Raw genomic sequence first — 17,533 nt, forward strand, 5'->3', positions numbered from 1 at the left:
CATCGCAGCGAAAAACCCGAGACCGCCGCGCGGCATCAGGTTCACCGCGTCATCGTTGGCGACCTTCGCCAGCAAGCTGGCTCCTACAGGGTCTGCGGCCATCCACACATGCCGCGACCACCACAAACCTTGTAGACGCTGGCTTGTCGGGTCGCCGCATCGCAGCGAAAAACCCGAGACCGCCGCGCGGCATCAGGTTCACCGCGTCATCGTTGACGACCTTCGCCAGCAAGCTGGCTCCTACAGGGGCTGCGGCCATCCACACATACCGCGACCACCCCAAAACCTCGTAGGAGCTGGCTTGCCAGCGAAAAACCCGAGACCGCCGCGCGGCATCAGGTTCACCGCGTCATCGTTGACGACCTTCGCCAGCAAGCTGGCTCCTACAGGGGCTGCGGCCATCCACACATACCGCGACCACCCCAAAACCTCGTAGGAGCTGGCTTGCCAGCGAAAAAACCGAGACCGCCGCGCGGCATCAGGTTCACCGCGTCATCGTTGGCGACCTTCGCCAGCAAGCTGGCTCCTACAGGGTCTGCGGCCATCCACACATGCCGCGACCACCACAAACCTTGTAGACGCTGGCTTGCCAGCGAAGGCTGCCCCAAGCATTGCATCGCCGGAACCGACGCCTTCGCCGGCAAGCCGGCTCCTACAGTTAGTCCTACACAGCCCTGCGCTGTCGCGCCAGATGCTTGGCCCCTTCGAACACCAGCACCACTACCGCCAGCCAGATCGGCAGGTAGGTCAGCCATTCCCCGGCCTTTATGCTCTCACCCAGCAGCAGGGCCACCCCCAGCAACAACACCGGCTCGACATAGCTGAGCAGCCCGAACAGGCTGAACGGCAGCAGGCGGCTGGCAATGATGTAGACCACCAGCGCCGAAGCGCTGATCAGGCCCAGCACCGGGATCAGCAGTGACAGCCACGGGTGCTGCTGGAACACGCCAAAGCCTTGCACCCCGGTCTGTACCACCCAGAATGCCACCGGCAGCAACAGTGCCATGTCCAGCCACAGGCCACCCAAATTATCCGCCGCCAGGCGCCGACGCAGGACGAAGTAGGTCGGGTAGCCGATCGCAACCAGCAGGGTCGCCCAGGAAAAACTGCCGACCTGGTACAACTCGTTGATCACCCCCAACGTTGCCAGGCAGGCCGCGACTTTCTGCAAATACGACAGGCGCTCGCCGTAAACAATGCGTCCGGTCAGGACCATGGTCAGCGGCAGCAGGAAATACCCCAGTGACACATCCAGGCTATGCCCGTTCAGCGGCGCCCACATGAACAGCCACAGCTGCACCCCGAGCAGTGCCGACGACAGTAGCAAGCCCAGCATCAAAAGCGGTTTGCCGGCGACTCGGCGCAGCAGCTCGACCACCCGTTTCCATTCCCCGGACACCAGCATGAACACCGTCATGCACGGCACCGTCAGCAGCATGCGCCAGCCGAAAATCTCCACGCCATCGAGCGGCGCCAGCAGCGACGTGTAGAAATACATGACGGCAAACAGCACCGAGGCAAACACCGATAGAGCAATACCTTTAGACACGCGTTCCTCGCGACAGGTGGGGCAGCCAGTGGGAGACGCAGAGAATAGCGCATCCGGCGCCGTGATTGCGCCCGGGGCATTTAGCGCACGGCGGATCCGATTTCCTGGTGTTCATGGGCAAGGAAGGCGACTAAGTATTCGGACTAGTCCTACATACTGGTGTAACGGCTGTACGTAGGCTTTCTCGCCTCATTGTTATTTTTGGCGAATACACCTACATGGATAACTGTAAAAGTCTTGCTCTGCACCCATTGACCTACGCTCTGAGGCTGATGTCGGTAAGCCCGCTCCTGTTAGTGGGCGAAATGGTGCATGCATCGAACATTGCGCCGGGACAAACCCTGAACATCGATAGCTCATATGCTCGTGCTTTCTATCAATTGAATCTGGGATCGACCTTGAACGCCGATGGTGCCCAGACTCTGGGAATTACCAATAGGGGCGGCACCGTGAACCTCAATGGTTCGGATGTACGCCCTTCGGGTGGCAGCAGTGATGGCATTGTCATGACGGGAGGTGATGCCAACGTCAACTCAAGCGTGATAACCAGCAACGCTTTCGGCATGAGCCTGAGGCTCGATAGTGCTTCAGGCAGAACCTCTACCGCTACGCTGACGGACTCTACAATCAATGCCGGCTTCACCGCGATTGCGGTGCAGAACAACAGTCATGTCACGTTGCTGCGATCCGCGATCAATGGCACTGCTGCGTTATCAGGCTACGGGTTGCAATTGCTCGCGGGGAGTGCCACGGCCATCGACAGTACGATTACCGGGCATAAAGCGGGTGTCTGGATTCGTGCTGATGCAGCTGACGATACGCCAGGCAGGTTGATCTTGAACAATTCCCATGTGACAGCTTTCGATGGTCCGGCGATTCTCATCGGCACCGTCGGTAGTGGCGTGCTCGAAGCTGAGATCTCCGTCAATAACGGCTCAACGCTTTCTGCAAGTAACGGCATTTTGATGGATGTACGTGAAGGCGGCGAAGCCAATTTGCGCGTCAATAACAGCACGTTGGTCGGTGACATTGTGGCCGATAGCGTTAGCACTGCAACGGTTTCGCTGGAGAACTTTGCCGCGTTGACCGGCAACTTGCATAACGTTCAGAGCTTGCATGTGAATAACAGCCAGATGATCGGCGACGTGGTTGCCAATGGTAGTGGTACGGCAAACGTGATGTTGGAAAACTTCGCTTCGCTCACCGGTAACCTGGAAAGCGTGAAGGACTTGGGCATCGCGAGTAATGCCCGTTGGGTCATGGTAGGTGATGCTCAGGTTGAAAACCTGAAGATCAATGGCGGGACTGTCCAGTTCGGTAACCCTGGCGAATTCTTCCAACTGAAGCTGGAGACCTTGGCTGGCACCGGGGGCACTTTTGCCATGCACGGCAATTTTCACACCGGGCAGATCAACACCTTGACCGTTGTCGGCGCCGCCACTGGCAGTCACCTCATCGCGCTGGATGCCAGCGGCAGCGAACCGCAGTCGGCGAGCTCGATCCCTGTGGTTTCGATCGGCAGCGGTGATGCGAATTTCGCCCTGGCTGGTGGCGCGGTCGAACTTGGGGCCTACTCCTATGACTTGATCAAGGTCGGTGGCAATGAATGGTTCCTCAACAGCGAGTCGCGAGTGATCAGTCCGGGCACACAGTCGGTGCTTGCACTGTCGAATGCCGCACCTTCGGCTTGGTACGGCGAACTCAGTAGTCTGCGCAGTCGCATGGGGGAAGTCCGCATGGACCAAGGCAAGGCCGGTGGGTGGGTGCGCACCTACGGCAACAAGTTCAATGTCGATGCCGGCGCAGGTACGGCTTATCAGCAAGTCCAGCAGGGCCTGGCGCTCGGTGTGGATACACCCTTGCCGATAGACGACGGTCAGTGGCTGGTGGGGCTGATGGGCGGTTACGGTAAGTCTGACCTGAACCTGAGTCGGGGCACCAGCGGCACAATCGACAGCTATTACTTCGGTGCCTACAGCACTTGGCTGGATGAGCCGAGTGGTTATTACTTCGATGGTGTGCTCAAGTTCAACCGTTTCCAGAACGAGTCGGATGTGCGCTTGAGCGACGGCAAGAAAACCAAAGGTAAGTATTCGAGCAATGGGGTTGGCGCGTCACTGGAATTCGGGCGTCACATCAAACTGGATAATACGTTTTTCGTCGAACCCTTCACTCAATTGTCGGGGCTCGTCATCGACGGCCAGGATTACCACCTGGAAAACGGCTTATCTGCCGAGAGTGGTCGTACCAAGTCATTGCTGGGCAAAGCTGGTGCCACTGTCGGGCGTGACTTCAACTGGGGAGAAAAGCTCGTTCAACCTTACCTGCGTGGCGCCTATGTACATGAGTTCGCCACTCACAATGAGGTGAAGGTCAACGACAATCGGTTCAATAATGACCTGTCGGGCTCCCGTGCCGAACTGGGAGCCGGTGTCGCCGTGTCGTTGGGCGACAGGGTCTCTATTCATGCCGATTTCGACTACAGCAATGGCAGCAAGATCGAGCAGCCGTGGGGTGCCAACGTCGGTGTGCGCTATCTCTGGTAACGGTGGCTGCGGGCCATCCGCCCCGAGACAAAATGGCTGACGTCATTGAACCCCGGCGTCGAGGCGTGCCCCGGCGTCACCAGCGAATCGACCAGGGCTTCGTCTTCGGCGGTGATCTTCACGTCCAGCGCCTTGATGTAGGTGTCCCATTGCGCCTCGGTGCGCGGCCCGACGATGGCCGAGGTCACCGCGCCGTTGTTCAGCACCCAGGCAATCGCGAACTCGACCAGGCCGACCCCACGCTGTTGGGTGTACTGCTGCAACTGCTGGGCGATGCGCAGGGACTCGGTGCGCCATTCGGTTTCGAGGATGCGCTTGTCCTGGCGCCCGGCGCGGCTGTTGCTGTCCGGCGCAACGTCGGGGGCGTACTTGCCGCTGAGCACGCCACGGGCCAGCGGGCTGTAGGGCACTACACCGAGGCCATGGGCATGGGCGGCGGTGATCTGTTCGGTTTCTGCCTGGCGGTTGACGATGTTGTACAGCGGCTGGCTGATCACCGGCTGATCCACCCCCAGGCGCTCGGCCACCCGCATCACCTCACTGATGCGCCAGCCACGGTAGTTGGACAGGCCCCAATAGCGGATCTTGCCCTGGCGAATCAGCTCGCCGATGGCCGCCACCGTGACCTCCAGCGGGGTGTTGTGGTCTTCGCGGTGCAGGTAATAGATGTCCAGGTAGTCGGTGTCCAGGCGGCTCAGGCTGGCCTCGATCGCATTGAAGATGTGCTTGCGGTTGAGGCCGGCGCGATTCGGTACACCGTCCACCGGGCCGAAACCGACCTTGGAGGCCAGCACCCATTGATCGCGATTGCCGGCGATGGCCTCGCCGACAATCTCCTCGGAGCGACCGTTGGTGTAGACGTCGGCGGTGTCGATGAAATTGATGCCCTGGTCCCAGGCCTTGTCGATGATCCGCAGCGAATCTTCGGTGCTGGTCTGTTCGCCGAACATCATGCTGCCCAGGGTCAGGGTGGACACCTGCAGGCCGGAACGGCCGAGTGTGCGGTAGCTCATGACGAATTCCTTTTACCGGAGGGAAAGGCTCAATCAGATACCAGAAGGGGGGATGTGGGCAACCGTATTTATCCACTGCCGGGCTGGATAAAAAAAGGCCACCGCAACCCGACGTTGCGATGACCCGAGGGTGACACGTGCCTGACGCTCGATCAGCAAAAAATCAATGCGCCCCGGCCGCCTTGTTCAAATCGCTTTCCGCCCATTCGGTGTACACACAGGCATCCGCCGTGGCCCAGCGCACCCGCACCGGATCCCCGGCCTTGAGCGGCATGCCCGCAGCGGACAGGGCCTTGACGGTCATCGAGGTGCCGCCGGACGTCACTACGCTGCAGGTCTGGCTTTCACCGAGGAACAACACTTCCACGACCTTGGCCGAGACTTGGTTCCAGCCGGCGGCCAGCGGTTCTTCGGCGGCCTGGGCGACGCTCAGGGCCAGGGCTTTTTCCGGACGGACCATCAGCAGTACATCCTGCTCGGTCTGCAGGCCGGCGGTCAGGCGGATCGACAGCGGTTGGCCTTCGAACGACGCCGCAGCGTTGCCCTGGGCCTTGAGCCGCAGGAAGTTGGAGTTGCCGAGGAACGAGGCGACGAAAGCGTTCGGCGGGTTCTGGTAGAGGTCATAGCCACTGCCCAGGCCGACGATTTTGCCGTGGCTGAAGATCGCGATGCGTTGCGACAGGCGCATGGCTTCCTCCTGGTCGTGGGTCACGTAGACGATGGTGATGCCCAGGCGCCGATGCAGTTGGCGCAGCTCGTCCTGCAGGTCTTCACGGAGTTTTTTGTCCAGCGCACCGAGGGGTTCGTCCATCAGCAGGATGCGTGGCTCGTAGACCAGCGCGCGGGCGATGGCCACCCGCTGTTGCTGGCCGCCGGACAGTTGCGAAGGGCGGCGATGGGCAAACTTATCGAGCTGCACCAGCTTGAGCATGGCGTCGACCCGGCGCTCGCGTTCGGCAGCCGCCAGTTTGCGAATCTGCAGCGGGAAGGCGATGTTGTCGCGCACCGACAGGTGCGGGAACAGCGAGTAACGCTGGAACACCATGCCGATGTCGCGTTTGTGCGGCGGCACGTTCACCAGCGACTGGCCGTTGACCAGGATCTCGCCGCTGCTCGGCGTTTCGAAGCCGGCGAGCATCGACAGGGTGGTGCTTTTGCCCGAGCCGCTGGAGCCGAGGAAGGTCAGGAACTCACCGTCCTTGATGTCCAGCGAGATGTTGTCCACGGCAGCGAAGTCGCCGTAGTGCTTGTTCAGGTTGCGCAGGCTGACCAATGGCTGGTCGTGGTGCCGGGCGCTGTCTTTGATCACTGCACTCATGTCTTGCTCCTCTGCGCTCAGGCGCTGATTTCGTTGCGCCGGCGCAGGGCGGCGGCGATGACCATGACCAATACCGAAAGGCCGATCAGCAGCGTCGAAGCGACGGCGATCACCGGTGTCAGGTCCTGGCGCAGGGTGGTCCACATTTTCACGGGAAGGGTTTGCAGGGTCGGGCTGGCCATCATCACGCTGAGCACCACTTCATCCCACGAGACGAGAAAGGCGAAGAGGGCGCCGGCGACCATGCCCGGGCGGATCGCCGGGAAGGTCACCTTGAACACCGCCTGCAACCGCGAGGCACCGCAGATCACCGCGGCGTCTTCGATCGACTGGTCGAACAGCTTCAGCGAGTTGATGATCGAGATGATGGTGAACGGCAACGCGACGATCACGTGGCTGACCACAAAGGCGAACAGGGTCCCGGTGTAGCCCAGCTTGAGGAACAGCGCGTAGACCGCCACCGCGATGATCACCAGCGGCACGATCATCGGCAGGGTGAACAGGCCGTAGAGCATTTCCCGTCCGGGAAAACGCCCGCGCACCAGGGCGAAGGCGGTCGGCAAGCCCAGGGCCACGGCGAAGAAGGTGGTCAGCAGCGCCACCTTGAGGCTGGCCATGGCCGCGTTCATCCAGTCGGCATTGGAGAAGAACTGGCCGTACCATTTCAGGGTCCAGCCCGGTGGCGGGAACACCAGCCATTGCGAGGATCCGAACGACAGCAGGACGATAAATACAATTGGCAGCAGCAGGAACAGGCCGATCAAACCGGTGGTGGCGTACAGGCCGAAGCGCATCCGTCGGCTCATCGCATTGGGAGTCAGGAGCATGACGGCTTACCTCGCGTTGCTGGCGCCAACCGGGGATTCCGGTTGCAGCTTCAGGTAGAAGTAGAACAGCACCAGGGTGATCACGATCAGCAACGCGGCGCCGGCGCTGGCCAGGCCCCAGTTGAGGAACGACTGCACCTGCTGAATGATGAACTCGGGCAGCATCATGTTCTGCGCGCCGCCGAGCAGGGCCGGGGTCACGTAGTAACCGAGGGACATCACGAACACCATCAGCCCGCCGGAAAACAGCCCCGGCCGGCACAGCGGCAGGAACACCCGGAAGAAGTTGGTCCAGGGGCTGGCGCCGCAGATCGAGCCGGCCTGCAGGATCATCGGGTCGATGGCCTGCATGGTCGCCTGCAACGGCAGCACGATGAACGGGATCATGATGTAGCTCATGCCGATCACCACACCGGTGAGGTTATGCACCATCTCCAGCGGCTGATCGATGATGCCCAGGGCCATCAGGGTCTTGTTGATCACCCCCGAGGCTTGCAGCAACACCAGCCAGGAATAGGTGCGGGCCAGCAGGCTGGTCCACATCGACAGCAGCACGATGTTGAGGATCCAGCGTCCCCAGCCGCGGGGCACCAGGGTGATCGCCCAGGCCAGCGGAAAGCCCAGCAGCAGGCTGAACACGGTCACCAGGCCGGCCACCGAGAAGGTGTTGAGCAAGACCCGAGCGTAGGCCGAGTTGGCGAACAGCTGCTCGTAGTTGCCCAGCCCCGGCACCGGCTCCAGCACGCCGCGCAGCAGCAGGCCGATCAGCGGGGCGAGAAAGAACAGACCCAGGAACAGCAGCGCCGGGAGCAGGTTGCTCGCGCCGCGCCAGCGCTGGGCCAGGCTCGGTGCTTGACTCATCGCAGGTGCCTGGCCGGCAGCGCCAGCGGCGCTCCCGGCAGGTGTGGATGGACGGGATGCAGGAACCGTCATTTTCATTTGACCAGCCATTCGTTCCACCGTGTCGCGATGGCCTGGCCGTTTTTGGCCCAGTACGCGAAATCAAGAGTGATCTGGTCCTTGGCGTAGGCCGTTGGCAGGTTGGGCGCCAGTACCGAATCCAGGCGCGCCAGGCTGTCGACGTTGACCGGCGCGTAGGCGGTGAGGTTGGAGAAGTCGGCCTGACCCTTGGCGCTGCTGGCGTTGGCCAGGAACTTCATCGCCGCGTCCTTGTTTTTCGAGCCCTTGGGGATGACCAGGATGTCGGCCATGACCAGGTTCTGTTTCCAGCTCACGCCAACCGGCGCGCCGTCCTGCTGCAGGGCGTGGATGCGGCCGTTCCAGAACTGACCCATGCTCGCTTCGCCGGAGGCCAGCAGCTGTTGCGATTGCGCGCCGCCGCCCCACCAGACGATGTCTTTCTTGATGGTGTCGAGCTTCTTGAAGGCGCGGTCCAGATCCAGCGGGTACAGCTTGTCGGGCGCTACGCCATCGGCCAGCAGGGCCAGTTCGAGCACGCCGGGGCTGGGCCATTTGTAGAGGGCACGTTTGCCGGGGTAGGTCTTGGTGTCGAACAGCGCGGACCAGTCCTGCGGCTTGTTGGCGCCCAGCTTGCCTTCGTTGTAGCCGAGGACGAAGGAGAAGAAGAACGAGCCGACACCGTGATCGGAGACGAAGCGCGGGTCGATCTTGCTGCGGTCGATGACGTTGAAGTCGAGGGGTTCGAGCAGGCCTTCGGCGGCGGCGCGCAGGGCGAAGTCGGCTTCGACGTCGACCACGTCCCACTGCACGTTGCCGCTCTCGACCATGGCCTTGAGCTTGCCGTAGTCGGTCGGGCCGTCCTGGACCACGGTGATGCCACTGGCCTTGCTGAACGGGTCGGCCCAGGCCTGCTTCTGCGCGTCCTGGGTACTCCCGCCCCAGCTGACGAAGTTGACGCTTTCAGCGGCCATCAACGCTTGGCTGGTCGCGCTCAGCAGGCCGGCGAACAGCACTGCGGTGACACGTTTGTTCAACACCATTTTTACGCCCTCATTGTTGTGTTTATGAGCGGGGCTTTGAGTGCCCGCCTATCGGGAGCAGAAGGTCCATCGAGTCGCTGAGACTGTCCGGCCTATGGAATGACATATTATGGTATACCAAGCTTTTTGCAAGCATTTTGCCGTACCGGCTATCTGCTGGGATGGTTTTTTTTGGGGTATCTGTGTTGGCTGGGGCTGACGACCGCCACCCATTACCTATGGGGACCCTTGTAGGAGCTGGCTTGCCAGCGAAGGCGTCCGGATTGTTCACGCAAAGCTTCAGATTGCCTTCGCTGGCAAGCCAGCTCCTACACAGGTGTATGCCCAAGAGGGGGAACCGCTCAGCCGATAAAGGGAATACTCTCCACCACCTCCAGGTCATACCCGGTCAAACCCGCGTACTTCAGCGGCGGCCCCAGGTGGCGTAGCTTGCCCACCCCGAGGTTCTGCAGAATCTGCGCGCCGGTGCCGACTTCCGAGTAGATCCGCGACTGCGAGCGGCTGAACTGGCGCGGTGCCTGAGTCAGTTGCGGGACGCGTTCGAGCAAGGCCTGGGACGATTCGTGGTTGGCCAGCACCACCACCACGCCGCGACCTTCCTCGGCCACCCGCTGCAACGCGGCCCACAGCGTCCAGTTCGACGGGCCGCTGTATTCGGCGCCGACCAGGTCACGCAGCGGGTCGATGACGTGCACTCGCACCAGGGTGGGCTCATCGTGGCGCAGCTCGCCCATGACCATTGCCATGTGGACACCGCCTTCGATGCGATCCTCATAGGTGATCAGACGAAAGGTGCCATGCACGGTGGGCAGCTCGCGTTCGCCGATGCGCTCGACCGTGTGTTCGGTGCTCAGGCGGTAGTGGATCAGGTCGGCGATGGTGCCGATCTTGATCCCGTGTTTTTGCGCGAAGATTTCCAGGTCCGGGCGGCGGGCCATGGTGCCGTCGTCGTTCATCACCTCGACAATCACCGAGGCCGGGGTGAAGCCGGCCAGGCGCGCCAGGTCGCAGCCGGCTTCGGTGTGGCCGGCGCGGGTCAGCACCCCGCCTTCGCGGGCGCGCAGCGGGAAGATGTGGCCGGGCTGGACGATATCGGCGGCTGTCGCACCGGGGGTAACGACGGCGGCTACGGTGCGTGCGCGGTCGGCGGCGGAGATGCCGGTGGTGACCCCGGTGGCGGCTTCGATCGACACCGTGAACGCGGTGCTGAACACACTGCCATTGCTCGGCACCATCTGCTCCAGGCCGAGGCGCTGGCAGTGTTCGTCGGTCAGGGTCAGGCAGATCAGGCCACGTGCTTCGCGAGCCATGAAGCTGATGGCGGCGGCGTTGCAGCAATCGGCGGCGAGCAGCAGGTCGCCTTCGTTTTCACGGTCTTCGTCGTCAACCAGCAGGACCATTTTGCCGAGGCGGTAATCTTCGAGGATTTCTTCGATGCTGTTGAAGGCCATGCTGGACTCCCGGTGTTTGTAGGAAATATAGTGTGGTATACCATAATACATAAAAACGAGGAGGTCACGATGAAGGCTTACTGGATTGCCCATGTGGATGTCAGCGACACCGATCAATACAGCCAATACACCCAACGCGCGCCCAAGGCATTTGCCGCTTACGGCGGCCGCCTGCTGGCCCGCGGCGGTCGCAGCGAAGCCCTGGAAGGCCGGCCGACGCCGCAGCGCAGTGTGGTGATTGAATTTGATTCCTATGAACAGGCGCTGGCCTGTTATCACTCGGATTTGTATCAGGAGGCGAAGGGGCACCGGGAGGGTGTGGCGCGGGCGGAGGTGATTATTGTGGAGGGGGTGGTGCCGGTCTAATGAGCGCCGGATGCTGGATGCCCCTGTCGGAAAAACCTGTGATGGATCCTGTGAACCCTGTGGGAGCTAGCCTGCTAGCGATTGCGGTGGATCAGCCGCTAAAAGTGTTGAAAGTGCCGGCCTCATCGCTAGCAGGCTAGCTCCCACAAGGGATTTTCCACAGTCTGGGGGAGGGACTCAACGGATGAAGTGAATCTTTCCGCTATCGTCATTGCCAATGTAAATCCCGTAGACCCCAGCCTGGCGCTCTTCGATGTAACGCTCGAGAATCTGCCGGATGGCCGGGTAATAGATCTGGTCCCAGGGGATGTCTTCGGGGGCGAAGAATTGGTAGGCGAGGGTTTCCGGGCCGAACTGGCCGGTGATCTCCAGGGCGATCGCGCGGAAGATGATGTACACCTCGCTGATCTGCGGCACGCTGAAGATCGAGTAGGGCGAGAGGATTTCCCCGCGCACGCCGCTTTCTTCCCAGACCTCGCGCAACGCTGCCTGCTCGGTGGTTTCCCCGGCTTCCATGAAGCCCGCCGGCAGCGTCCAGGTGCCCGGACGCGGCGGGATCGCGCGTTGGCACAACAGGTATTTGCCGTCCTGCTCGATGATGCAGCCGGCAATGATTTTCGGGTTGATGTAGTGGACGTAGCCGCAGCCACGGCACATCAGGCGCTCGTGCGTATCGCCCGGCGGTAACTGCGACTTGAGGTCAGGGCTACCGCATTTTGGGCAAAAGCTCGGGCTGAACATGATCAACGACCTATGCGAGGTTCTTTCAGGGCGATGGGCTGGGTGATCGCGGGGATCGCGCCGGTTTCTTCCTGCTTGCGCTTGAGGTAGTCGAGGGCGACGTTGGCAGCGGCGCGAACGTGGTCGACACAGGCCTGGTGGGCGGCGAGGGCATCACCGCTCTTGATCGCCTCGACCATGCGTTCCATTTCCTGGTTGCTCGCGCCACGGCGGTTTTCCTGGGACACCGAGGTCGCCCGCAGGTAGCTGATGCGCGCCTGCAACTGACGCAGCTGGGTGGCGGCGACGTGGTTGCCCGACCCTTCCAGCAGTACGTCGTAGAAGCCCTGCACCGAGTCGATGACCTGCTGCAGTTCACCTTCCTTGAGCGCCTGGCGGTTTTCTTCCAGGGCTTTTTCCAGGGCCTTGATGTCCCGCGCCTTGGCCCGCAGGGTGAACAGCTGGACGATCAGGCCTTCGAGCACGCAACGCAGCTCATAGATGTCGACGGCATCGGCCAGGGTGATGATCGCCACCCGTGGACCCTTGGCGTCGGCGAACTCCACCAGGCCTTCGGATTCCAGGTGACGCAAGGCTTCACGCACCGAGGTGCGGCTCACGCCCAGGCGATCGCACAGATCGCGTTCGACCAGGCGATCGCCCGGTAGAAGCTGGAAGTTCATGATGGCGCTTCGCAGTTTATCCAGCACGATTTCGCGCAGGGTAACGGGGTTGCGATTGACCTTGAAGCTGTCGTCGAGTGGCAGGCGTTTCATGGGGTACGCTCTAAAATTGGCTGTCCCTGCACAACGGGCATCGTCCGTGCGCGTTCGGTTCAGACAGCCTAAGGTTGACTTGAGGCCTCGGCGTCGGCTTCGGCGAAGGCTTCGCGGGCCAGCCGGAAGCTGTCCACGGCCGCCGGGACGCCGCAATAAATGCCGACCTGAAGCAGAATTTCGCGTATTTGCTCACGACTCAGGCCGTTACGCAAGGCGCCGCGCACATGCAGCTTGAGTTCGTGCGGACGGTTGAGCGCCGAGATCATCGCCAGGTTGATCATGCTGCGCTCCTTGAGCGACAAGCCCTCGCGCCCCCAGACATGGCCCCAGCAGTACTCGGTGACCATTTCCTGCAGCGGCCGGGTGAAGTCATCGGCGTTCTCGATGGAGCGATTGACATAGGCCTCGCCGAGCACCTGGGTGCGGATTTGCAGGCCTCTCTGGTATTTTTCGTTGCTCATTTCAATGTCTCCCATGAATCCCGGGGTGGAAACCCGTGTAGGAGCTGGCTTGCCAGCGAAGGCGTCGTCAAGTGCGCTTTCGCCGGCAAGCCGGCTCCTACAAAAGCATGTCATCGCCGGCAGGTGTGGGCTTCAAGCAGCCCCTACAACCCACCCATCAAGGTGTATTTGATTTCCAGATAATCCTCGATCCCATACTTGGAACCTTCACGCCCAAGGCCCGAGGATTTGATCCCGCCAAAGGGTGCGACTTCGGTGGAAATCAACCCTTCGTTGATCCCGACCATGCCGTACTCCAGCGCTTCGCTCATGCGCCACGCCCGGCCCAGATCGCGGGTGTAGCAGTAGGCGGCGAGGCCGAATTCGGTGTCGTTGGCCATCTGCACGGCCTCGGCTTCGCTGCTGAAACGGAACACCGCCGCCAGCGGGCCGAAGGTTTCCTGGGTCGCGACCTGCATCTGCGCGGTCACGCCCACCAGCACCGTCGGCTGGAAGAAACCATGGCCCAGGGCATGCCGCTCACCGCCACACAGCAGCTCGGCACCCTGGGCGAGGGCGTCCTGCACGTGCTCCTCGACCTTGGCCACCGCGCGTTCGTTGATCAGCGGACCTTGAGTCACGCCACTGTCGAAACCGCTACCGACCTGCAATTGCCCGACCCGTTCGGCCAGCCGGGCGACGAACGTATCGTGGATGCCGTCCTGCACCAGGAAGCGGTTCACGCAGACACAGGTCTGCCCGGCGTTGCGGAATTTGGCGATCAACGCGCCTTCCAGCGCACGCTCGAGATCGGCATCGTCGAAGACAATAAAGGGCGCGTTCCCCCCCAACTCCAGCGAGACCTTTTTCAGGGTCGGCGCGCACTGCGCCATGAGCAATTTGCCAATCGCCGTCGAACCGGTGAACGACAGCTTGCGTACCTTGGCGCTGGCGGTGAGTTCGCCGCCAATGGCGATGGCGTCGCCGGTGATCACGTTGAAAATCCCCGGCGGAACTCCGGCCTGCTCGGCCAGCGCCGCCATGGCCAGGGCCGAGAATGGGGTTTCCGGCGCCGGCTTGACGATGCATGGGCAACCAGCGGCCAAGGCTGGGCCGGCCTTGCGGGTGATCATGGCGGCGGGGAAGTTCCACGGTGTGATCGCGGCGACTACACCGATCGGATCTTTACTGACGACGATGCGCGCGTCGCCCTTGTGGCTGGGAATGGTGTCGCCGTAGATGCGCTTGGCTTCTTCGGCGAACCACTCGATAAAGCTCGCCGCGTAGAGGATTTCGCCCTTGGCCTCGGCCAGTGGCTTGCCTTGTTCGAGGGTGAGGATCGCGGCCAGGTCGTCGGCGTTTTCCAGCATCAGCCCGTGCCAGCGCTTGAGAATGTTGCTGCGTTCCTTGGCGGTCAGTCCACGCCAGGCCGGCCAGGCTTTGTTGGCGGCGTCTATGGCCAGGCGCGCGTGCTCGGCGCCGAGGTTGGGCACCCGGCCGATGAGTTCACCGTTGGCCGGGTTGAAGATGTCCTGCTGCGCACCGTCGGGCGCGTCGAGCCACTGGCCGTTGATATAGGCCTGCTGGCGGAACAGGGGGGAGGCGGCTGGGTTCATGCGGGCTCCTGGCAAGAAATAATTGACCTTTGTAGGAGCGAGCTTGCTCGCGAAGACGGACTGACATTCAACATCAATGTCGACTGATACACCGCCTTCGCGAGCAAGCTCGCTCCTACAGGGAAGGGCTGTGTCAGGCCAGCGTGGGCAACGGCCCGAGCTTGCCTTTGTGGTAGATCATCGGGGTCACCGGTTGCGCGGGCAGGATCAGGTTTTTCACCGCGCCGACGATGATCGCGTGATCGCCGCCGTCGTATTCGCGCCACAACTCGCACTCGATGATCGCCGTCGCCTTGGCCAGCAACGGATTGCCCAGTTCGCTCAGGTGCCAGTCGATGCCGGCGGCCTTGTCCTTGCCCTTGCCGGCGAACGCATAGGCCTCGGCGGTCTGGTCGGCGGACAGCAGGTGAATCGCGAACTGCTTGCTGTCACGCAGGATCGGGTAGGTGTCGGAGCCGTAGTTGGGGCAGAACAGCACCAGCGCCGGGTCGATCGACAGCGCACTGAAGGCGCTGGCGGTGATGCCGACGATGGCGCCGTCCGGGTCGAGGGTGGTGACCACCGTGACGCCGGAAGGGAAGGAGCTCATGACGTCTTTGTAAATGCCGGGTTCGATCATTTTCAGGACTCCTAGCGCATGACAAACGGATCAGGCATCGGTGCCTGGGACAGGTTGATCCACACCGTTTTCAGCTCGGTGTAGGCCAGCACCGAATCGATGCCGCTTTCGCGTCCATAGCCGCTGTTCTTGAAACCGCCGATCGGCGCCATGGCCGAGACCGCGCGGTAGGTGTTGACCCAGATGATCCCCGAACGCACGTCACGGGCCAGGCGGTGGGCGCGGCCCAGGTCGCGGGTCCAGATACCGGCGGCGAGGCCGAACTGTGAGTCGTTGGCGATCGCCAGGGCTTCGGCTTCGTCCTTGAAACGGATCACCGAGGCCACCGGGCCGAAGACTTCTTCCTGCATGATCTTCATCGAATTGCGGTCGCACTCGAACAGCGTCGGCTCGTAGAACCAGCCATCGCCGAGGCCCGCCGGACGCTTGCCGCCGAGGCGCAGGCGCGCACCTTCGGCAATCGCATCGGCCACCAGGCCTTCGACCACGGCCAGTTGCTGGGCGGTGGCCATCGGGCCCATTTCGCTGCTGTCGTCCTGCGGATTGCCGATGCGGATGCGCTCGGCGCGCTGCACCAGGCGGCTGACGAATTCGTCGTAGATCTCATCCTGCACCAACAGCCGCGAGCCGGACACGCAGCTCTGCCCGGAGGCAGCGTAGATCCCGGCGATGGCGCCGTTGATCGCGCTGTCCAGGTCGGCGTCGGCGAAGATGATGTTCGGCGACTTGCCGCCCAACTCCAGCGACAGTTTGGCGAAGTTCTCGGCGCTGCTGCGCACCACATGCCGTGCCGTGGCGGCGCCGCCGGTGAAGGCGATCTTGCGCACCAGCGGATGACGGGTGAGGGCGGCGCCGGTGCTCGGGCCGTAACCGGTGACCACGTTGACCACCCCCGGCGGAATCCCCGCTTCCAGCGCCAGCCGCGCCAGTTCAAGGATGGTTGCCGAGGCGTGCTCGGACGGCTTGATCACGATGGTGTTGCCCGCCGCCAGGGCCGGCGCCAGTTTGATCGCGGTCAGGTACAGCGGGCTGTTCCACGGAATGATCGCGGCGACCACGCCCATGGCTTCATGCACGGTGTAGGCAAACAGGTCCGGCTTGTCCAGCGGCAGGGTGCCGCCTTCGAGCTTGTCGGCGAGGCCGGCGGTGTAGTGGAAAAATTCCGGCAAGTAGCTGACCTGGCCACGGGTCTCGCGGATCAGCTTGCCGTTGTCGCGGCTTTCCAGCTGCGCCAGGTGTTCCTTGTTTTCGGCGATCAGGTCACCGAGACGGCGCAGCAACTTGCCCCGCGCGGTGGCGGTCAAACCGCGCCAGGCCGGGCTGTCGAAAGCGGTCTGCGCGGCCTGCACGGCGCGCTCGACATCGGCTTCGTCGGCATCGGGCAACTGCGCCCAGGGCTCGGCCAGCGCCGGGTTGAGGCTGTCGAAAGTCTTGCCGGAGAGGGCATCGACCCATTCACCGCCGATGCACATCTGGAAGCGTGCGAGTGTCATGCAACAATCCCCTTTATCTGGTTTTGTCGGGAGTAGGCAAGGTCGAGGAACTCCAGCAGCATCTGGTTGACCAGGCGCGGCGACTCTACCGGCATCATATGCCGTTGCTCGGGCAGCACCGCAACCTTGGCGCCGGGTATGCAGCGGGCCAGTTGCTCGGCCATTTCCGGGGTCGAGCCGGGGTCCAGCTCGCCGGTGGCGATCAGCGTCGGCACCTGGATACTCGCCAGGTCGTCGGCGCGGTACATGTCCTGGGTGGCGAACAGCTCGTAGGTGGTCAGGTAACCCTGGGGGTCGTTCTGCGCCAGGGTCTGACGCAGCGCGGCGATCTGCGCCGGATTGGCCGCCTGGTATTCGCGGCTGAACCAGCGCGACAGCGCCGCTTCGGCGTTGGCATCCGGGCCGTGTTCGGCGGCCTGGGCGGTGCGGGCAATCACACCTGCACGCTGCTCGGGACTGCGGTTGAACACGCTGTTGAGCACCACCAGGCTCTGCAGGCGCTGCGGGTAATGCAGGGCGAAAGCACGGGCCACCAGGCCGCCCATGGAAAAGCCGATCACCGTGGCCGCCGGCAATCGCAGGTGATCGAGCAGCTCCAGCAACTGCTCGGCATAACCGAGCAGCGGCGTGCCGCTGGCCGGACGCGGGCTGGCGCCGTGGCCGAGCATGTCGTAGGTAATCACCCGGTACTTGGACGCCAGGCCCACGACCTGGCCGCCCCACATTTCTTTATTCAGGCCCACGCCGTGGATCAAAACCACGGGCTGGCCTTGGCCGGTCGCCAGGTAACTGGTTCCAGCCGGGGTGAGTTCAGCGGTGAGCCGAATCATGGAGC

At 62.5% G+C, this 17,533-nt stretch carries 16 protein-coding genes; 2 read left to right on the forward strand and 14 right to left on the reverse strand.

From position 1 onward, the window contains the following. Window positions 1–664: 664 nt before the first annotated feature. Window positions 665–1,549: an EamA family transporter RarD gene (gene rarD / locus ACZYR5_RS20970; protein ID WP_489091351.1), complete on the reverse strand. Its 885-nt coding sequence runs from the start codon at window positions 1,547–1,549 to the stop codon at window positions 665–667. 218 nt (window positions 1,550–1,767) lie between these two features. Between rarD and ACZYR5_RS20975 the strand changes: the two genes are divergently transcribed. Beyond that, window positions 1,768–4,095: an autotransporter outer membrane beta-barrel domain-containing protein gene (locus ACZYR5_RS20975; protein WP_489091352.1), complete on the forward strand. Its 2,328-nt coding sequence runs from the start codon at window positions 1,768–1,770 to the stop codon at window positions 4,093–4,095. Here the strand turns inward: ACZYR5_RS20975 and ACZYR5_RS20980 are convergent. The 6 genes from ACZYR5_RS20980 to ribBA all read right to left on the reverse strand — a co-directional run bounded on the left by ACZYR5_RS20980 (window position 4,083) and on the right by ribBA (window position 10,665). Continuing rightward, entirely contained in the window at window positions 4,083–5,108 is a 1,026-nt protein-coding gene (locus ACZYR5_RS20980) for an aldo/keto reductase (RefSeq protein WP_489091353.1), read from the reverse strand. The two genes, ACZYR5_RS20975 and ACZYR5_RS20980, sit on opposite strands and share 13 nt — an antisense overlap. A 163-nt stretch (window positions 5,109–5,271) precedes the next feature. Beyond that, window positions 5,272–6,426, reverse strand: a complete 1,155-nt coding sequence (locus ACZYR5_RS20985) for an ABC transporter ATP-binding protein (protein WP_489091354.1) — start codon at window positions 6,424–6,426, stop codon at window positions 5,272–5,274. A 17-nt stretch (window positions 6,427–6,443) separates the two neighbouring features. Continuing rightward, a complete protein-coding gene (locus ACZYR5_RS20990; RefSeq protein ID WP_489091355.1) occupies window positions 6,444–7,253 on the reverse strand; it encodes an ABC transporter permease in 810 nt (269 codons plus the stop codon). A gap of 6 nt (window positions 7,254–7,259) precedes the next feature. Then, entirely contained in the window at window positions 7,260–8,192 is a 933-nt protein-coding gene (locus tag ACZYR5_RS20995) for an ABC transporter permease (protein WP_489091356.1), read from the reverse strand. Continuing rightward, the gene (locus ACZYR5_RS21000; protein WP_489091357.1) at window positions 8,189–9,214 is read right to left on the reverse strand and encodes an ABC transporter substrate-binding protein; all 1,026 of its coding nucleotides are present in this window, start codon (window positions 9,212–9,214) and stop codon (window positions 8,189–8,191) included. The genes ACZYR5_RS20995 and ACZYR5_RS21000 overlap by 4 nt, the downstream gene beginning before the upstream one ends. 341 nt (window positions 9,215–9,555) lie before the next feature. Continuing rightward, entirely contained in the window at window positions 9,556–10,665 is a 1,110-nt protein-coding gene (gene ribBA / locus ACZYR5_RS21005; RefSeq protein ID WP_489091358.1) for a bifunctional 3,4-dihydroxy-2-butanone-4-phosphate synthase/GTP cyclohydrolase II, read from the reverse strand. A 69-nt stretch (window positions 10,666–10,734) separates the two neighbouring features. On the opposite strand from ribBA, the gene ACZYR5_RS21010 reads away from it, so the two are divergent. After that, a complete protein-coding gene (locus ACZYR5_RS21010) occupies window positions 10,735–11,031 on the forward strand; it encodes a DUF1330 domain-containing protein (RefSeq protein WP_489091359.1) in 297 nt (98 codons plus the stop codon). 177 nt (window positions 11,032–11,208) lie between these two features. Here ACZYR5_RS21010 and ACZYR5_RS21015 read toward each other — a convergent pair whose 3' ends face one another. From ACZYR5_RS21015 to ACZYR5_RS21045, 7 genes are all read right to left on the reverse strand, one after another. After that, window positions 11,209–11,772, reverse strand: coding sequence for an NUDIX hydrolase (locus ACZYR5_RS21015; protein ID WP_489091360.1), 564 nt, complete (start codon window positions 11,770–11,772; stop codon window positions 11,209–11,211). Between the two features lie 2 nt (window positions 11,773–11,774). Continuing rightward, window positions 11,775–12,527, reverse strand: a complete 753-nt coding sequence (locus tag ACZYR5_RS21020) for a GntR family transcriptional regulator (protein WP_489091361.1) — start codon at window positions 12,525–12,527, stop codon at window positions 11,775–11,777. Window positions 12,528–12,595: 68 nt separating this feature from the next. Beyond that, window positions 12,596–12,991 carry a carboxymuconolactone decarboxylase family protein gene (locus tag ACZYR5_RS21025; RefSeq protein ID WP_489091362.1) on the reverse strand — a complete coding sequence of 132 codons (396 nt, stop codon included), beginning with the start codon at window positions 12,989–12,991 and terminating at the stop codon, window positions 12,596–12,598. A gap of 143 nt (window positions 12,992–13,134) precedes the next feature. Beyond that, window positions 13,135–14,586, reverse strand: coding sequence for an NAD-dependent succinate-semialdehyde dehydrogenase (locus ACZYR5_RS21030; RefSeq protein WP_489091363.1), 1,452 nt, complete (start codon window positions 14,584–14,586; stop codon window positions 13,135–13,137). Window positions 14,587–14,719: 133 nt separating this feature from the next. Then, a complete protein-coding gene (locus ACZYR5_RS21035) occupies window positions 14,720–15,205 on the reverse strand; it encodes a flavin reductase family protein (RefSeq protein ID WP_489091364.1) in 486 nt (161 codons plus the stop codon). A gap of 11 nt (window positions 15,206–15,216) precedes the next feature. After that, entirely contained in the window at window positions 15,217–16,698 is a 1,482-nt protein-coding gene (locus ACZYR5_RS21040; protein ID WP_027620799.1) for an aldehyde dehydrogenase, read from the reverse strand. After that, the gene (locus tag ACZYR5_RS21045; protein ID WP_489091365.1) at window positions 16,695–17,528 is read right to left on the reverse strand and encodes an alpha/beta fold hydrolase; all 834 of its coding nucleotides are present in this window, start codon (window positions 17,526–17,528) and stop codon (window positions 16,695–16,697) included. Before ACZYR5_RS21045 ends, ACZYR5_RS21040 begins: the two co-directional genes overlap by 4 nt. Window positions 17,529–17,533 lie beyond the last annotated feature (5 nt).

The sequence above is a fragment of the Pseudomonas sp. F007 genome (genome assembly GCF_057814275.1).

Coding starts and splice junctions, on each gene's coding strand:
- ACZYR5_RS20975 (WP_489091352.1), top strand. CDS start 1,768: ATGGATAACTGTAAAAGTCTTGCTCTGCACCCATTGACCTACGCTCTG.
- ACZYR5_RS20980 (WP_489091353.1), bottom strand. CDS start 5,108: ATGAGCTACCGCACACTCGGCCGTTCCGGCCTGCAGGTGTCCACCCTG.
- ACZYR5_RS21045 (WP_489091365.1), bottom strand. CDS start 17,528: ATGATTCGGCTCACCGCTGAACTCACCCCGGCTGGAACCAGTTACCTG.
- ACZYR5_RS21035 (WP_489091364.1), bottom strand. CDS start 15,205: ATGATCGAACCCGGCATTTACAAAGACGTCATGAGCTCCTTCCCTTCC.
- ACZYR5_RS21000 (WP_489091357.1), bottom strand. CDS start 9,214: ATGGTGTTGAACAAACGTGTCACCGCAGTGCTGTTCGCCGGCCTGCTG.
- ACZYR5_RS21030 (WP_489091363.1), bottom strand. CDS start 14,586: ATGAACCCAGCCGCCTCCCCCCTGTTCCGCCAGCAGGCCTATATCAAC.
- ACZYR5_RS20995 (WP_489091356.1), bottom strand. CDS start 8,192: ATGAAAATGACGGTTCCTGCATCCCGTCCATCCACACCTGCCGGGAGC.
- ACZYR5_RS21040 (WP_027620799.1), bottom strand. CDS start 16,698: ATGACACTCGCACGCTTCCAGATGTGCATCGGCGGTGAATGGGTCGAT.
- ACZYR5_RS20985 (WP_489091354.1), bottom strand. CDS start 6,426: ATGAGTGCAGTGATCAAAGACAGCGCCCGGCACCACGACCAGCCATTG.
- ribBA (WP_489091358.1), bottom strand. CDS start 10,665: ATGGCCTTCAACAGCATCGAAGAAATCCTCGAAGATTACCGCCTCGGC.
- ACZYR5_RS21010 (WP_489091359.1), top strand. CDS start 10,735: ATGAAGGCTTACTGGATTGCCCATGTGGATGTCAGCGACACCGATCAA.
- ACZYR5_RS20990 (WP_489091355.1), bottom strand. CDS start 7,253: ATGCTCCTGACTCCCAATGCGATGAGCCGACGGATGCGCTTCGGCCTG.
- ACZYR5_RS21020 (WP_489091361.1), bottom strand. CDS start 12,527: ATGAAACGCCTGCCACTCGACGACAGCTTCAAGGTCAATCGCAACCCC.
- ACZYR5_RS21025 (WP_489091362.1), bottom strand. CDS start 12,991: ATGAGCAACGAAAAATACCAGAGAGGCCTGCAAATCCGCACCCAGGTG.
- ACZYR5_RS21015 (WP_489091360.1), bottom strand. CDS start 11,772: ATGTTCAGCCCGAGCTTTTGCCCAAAATGCGGTAGCCCTGACCTCAAG.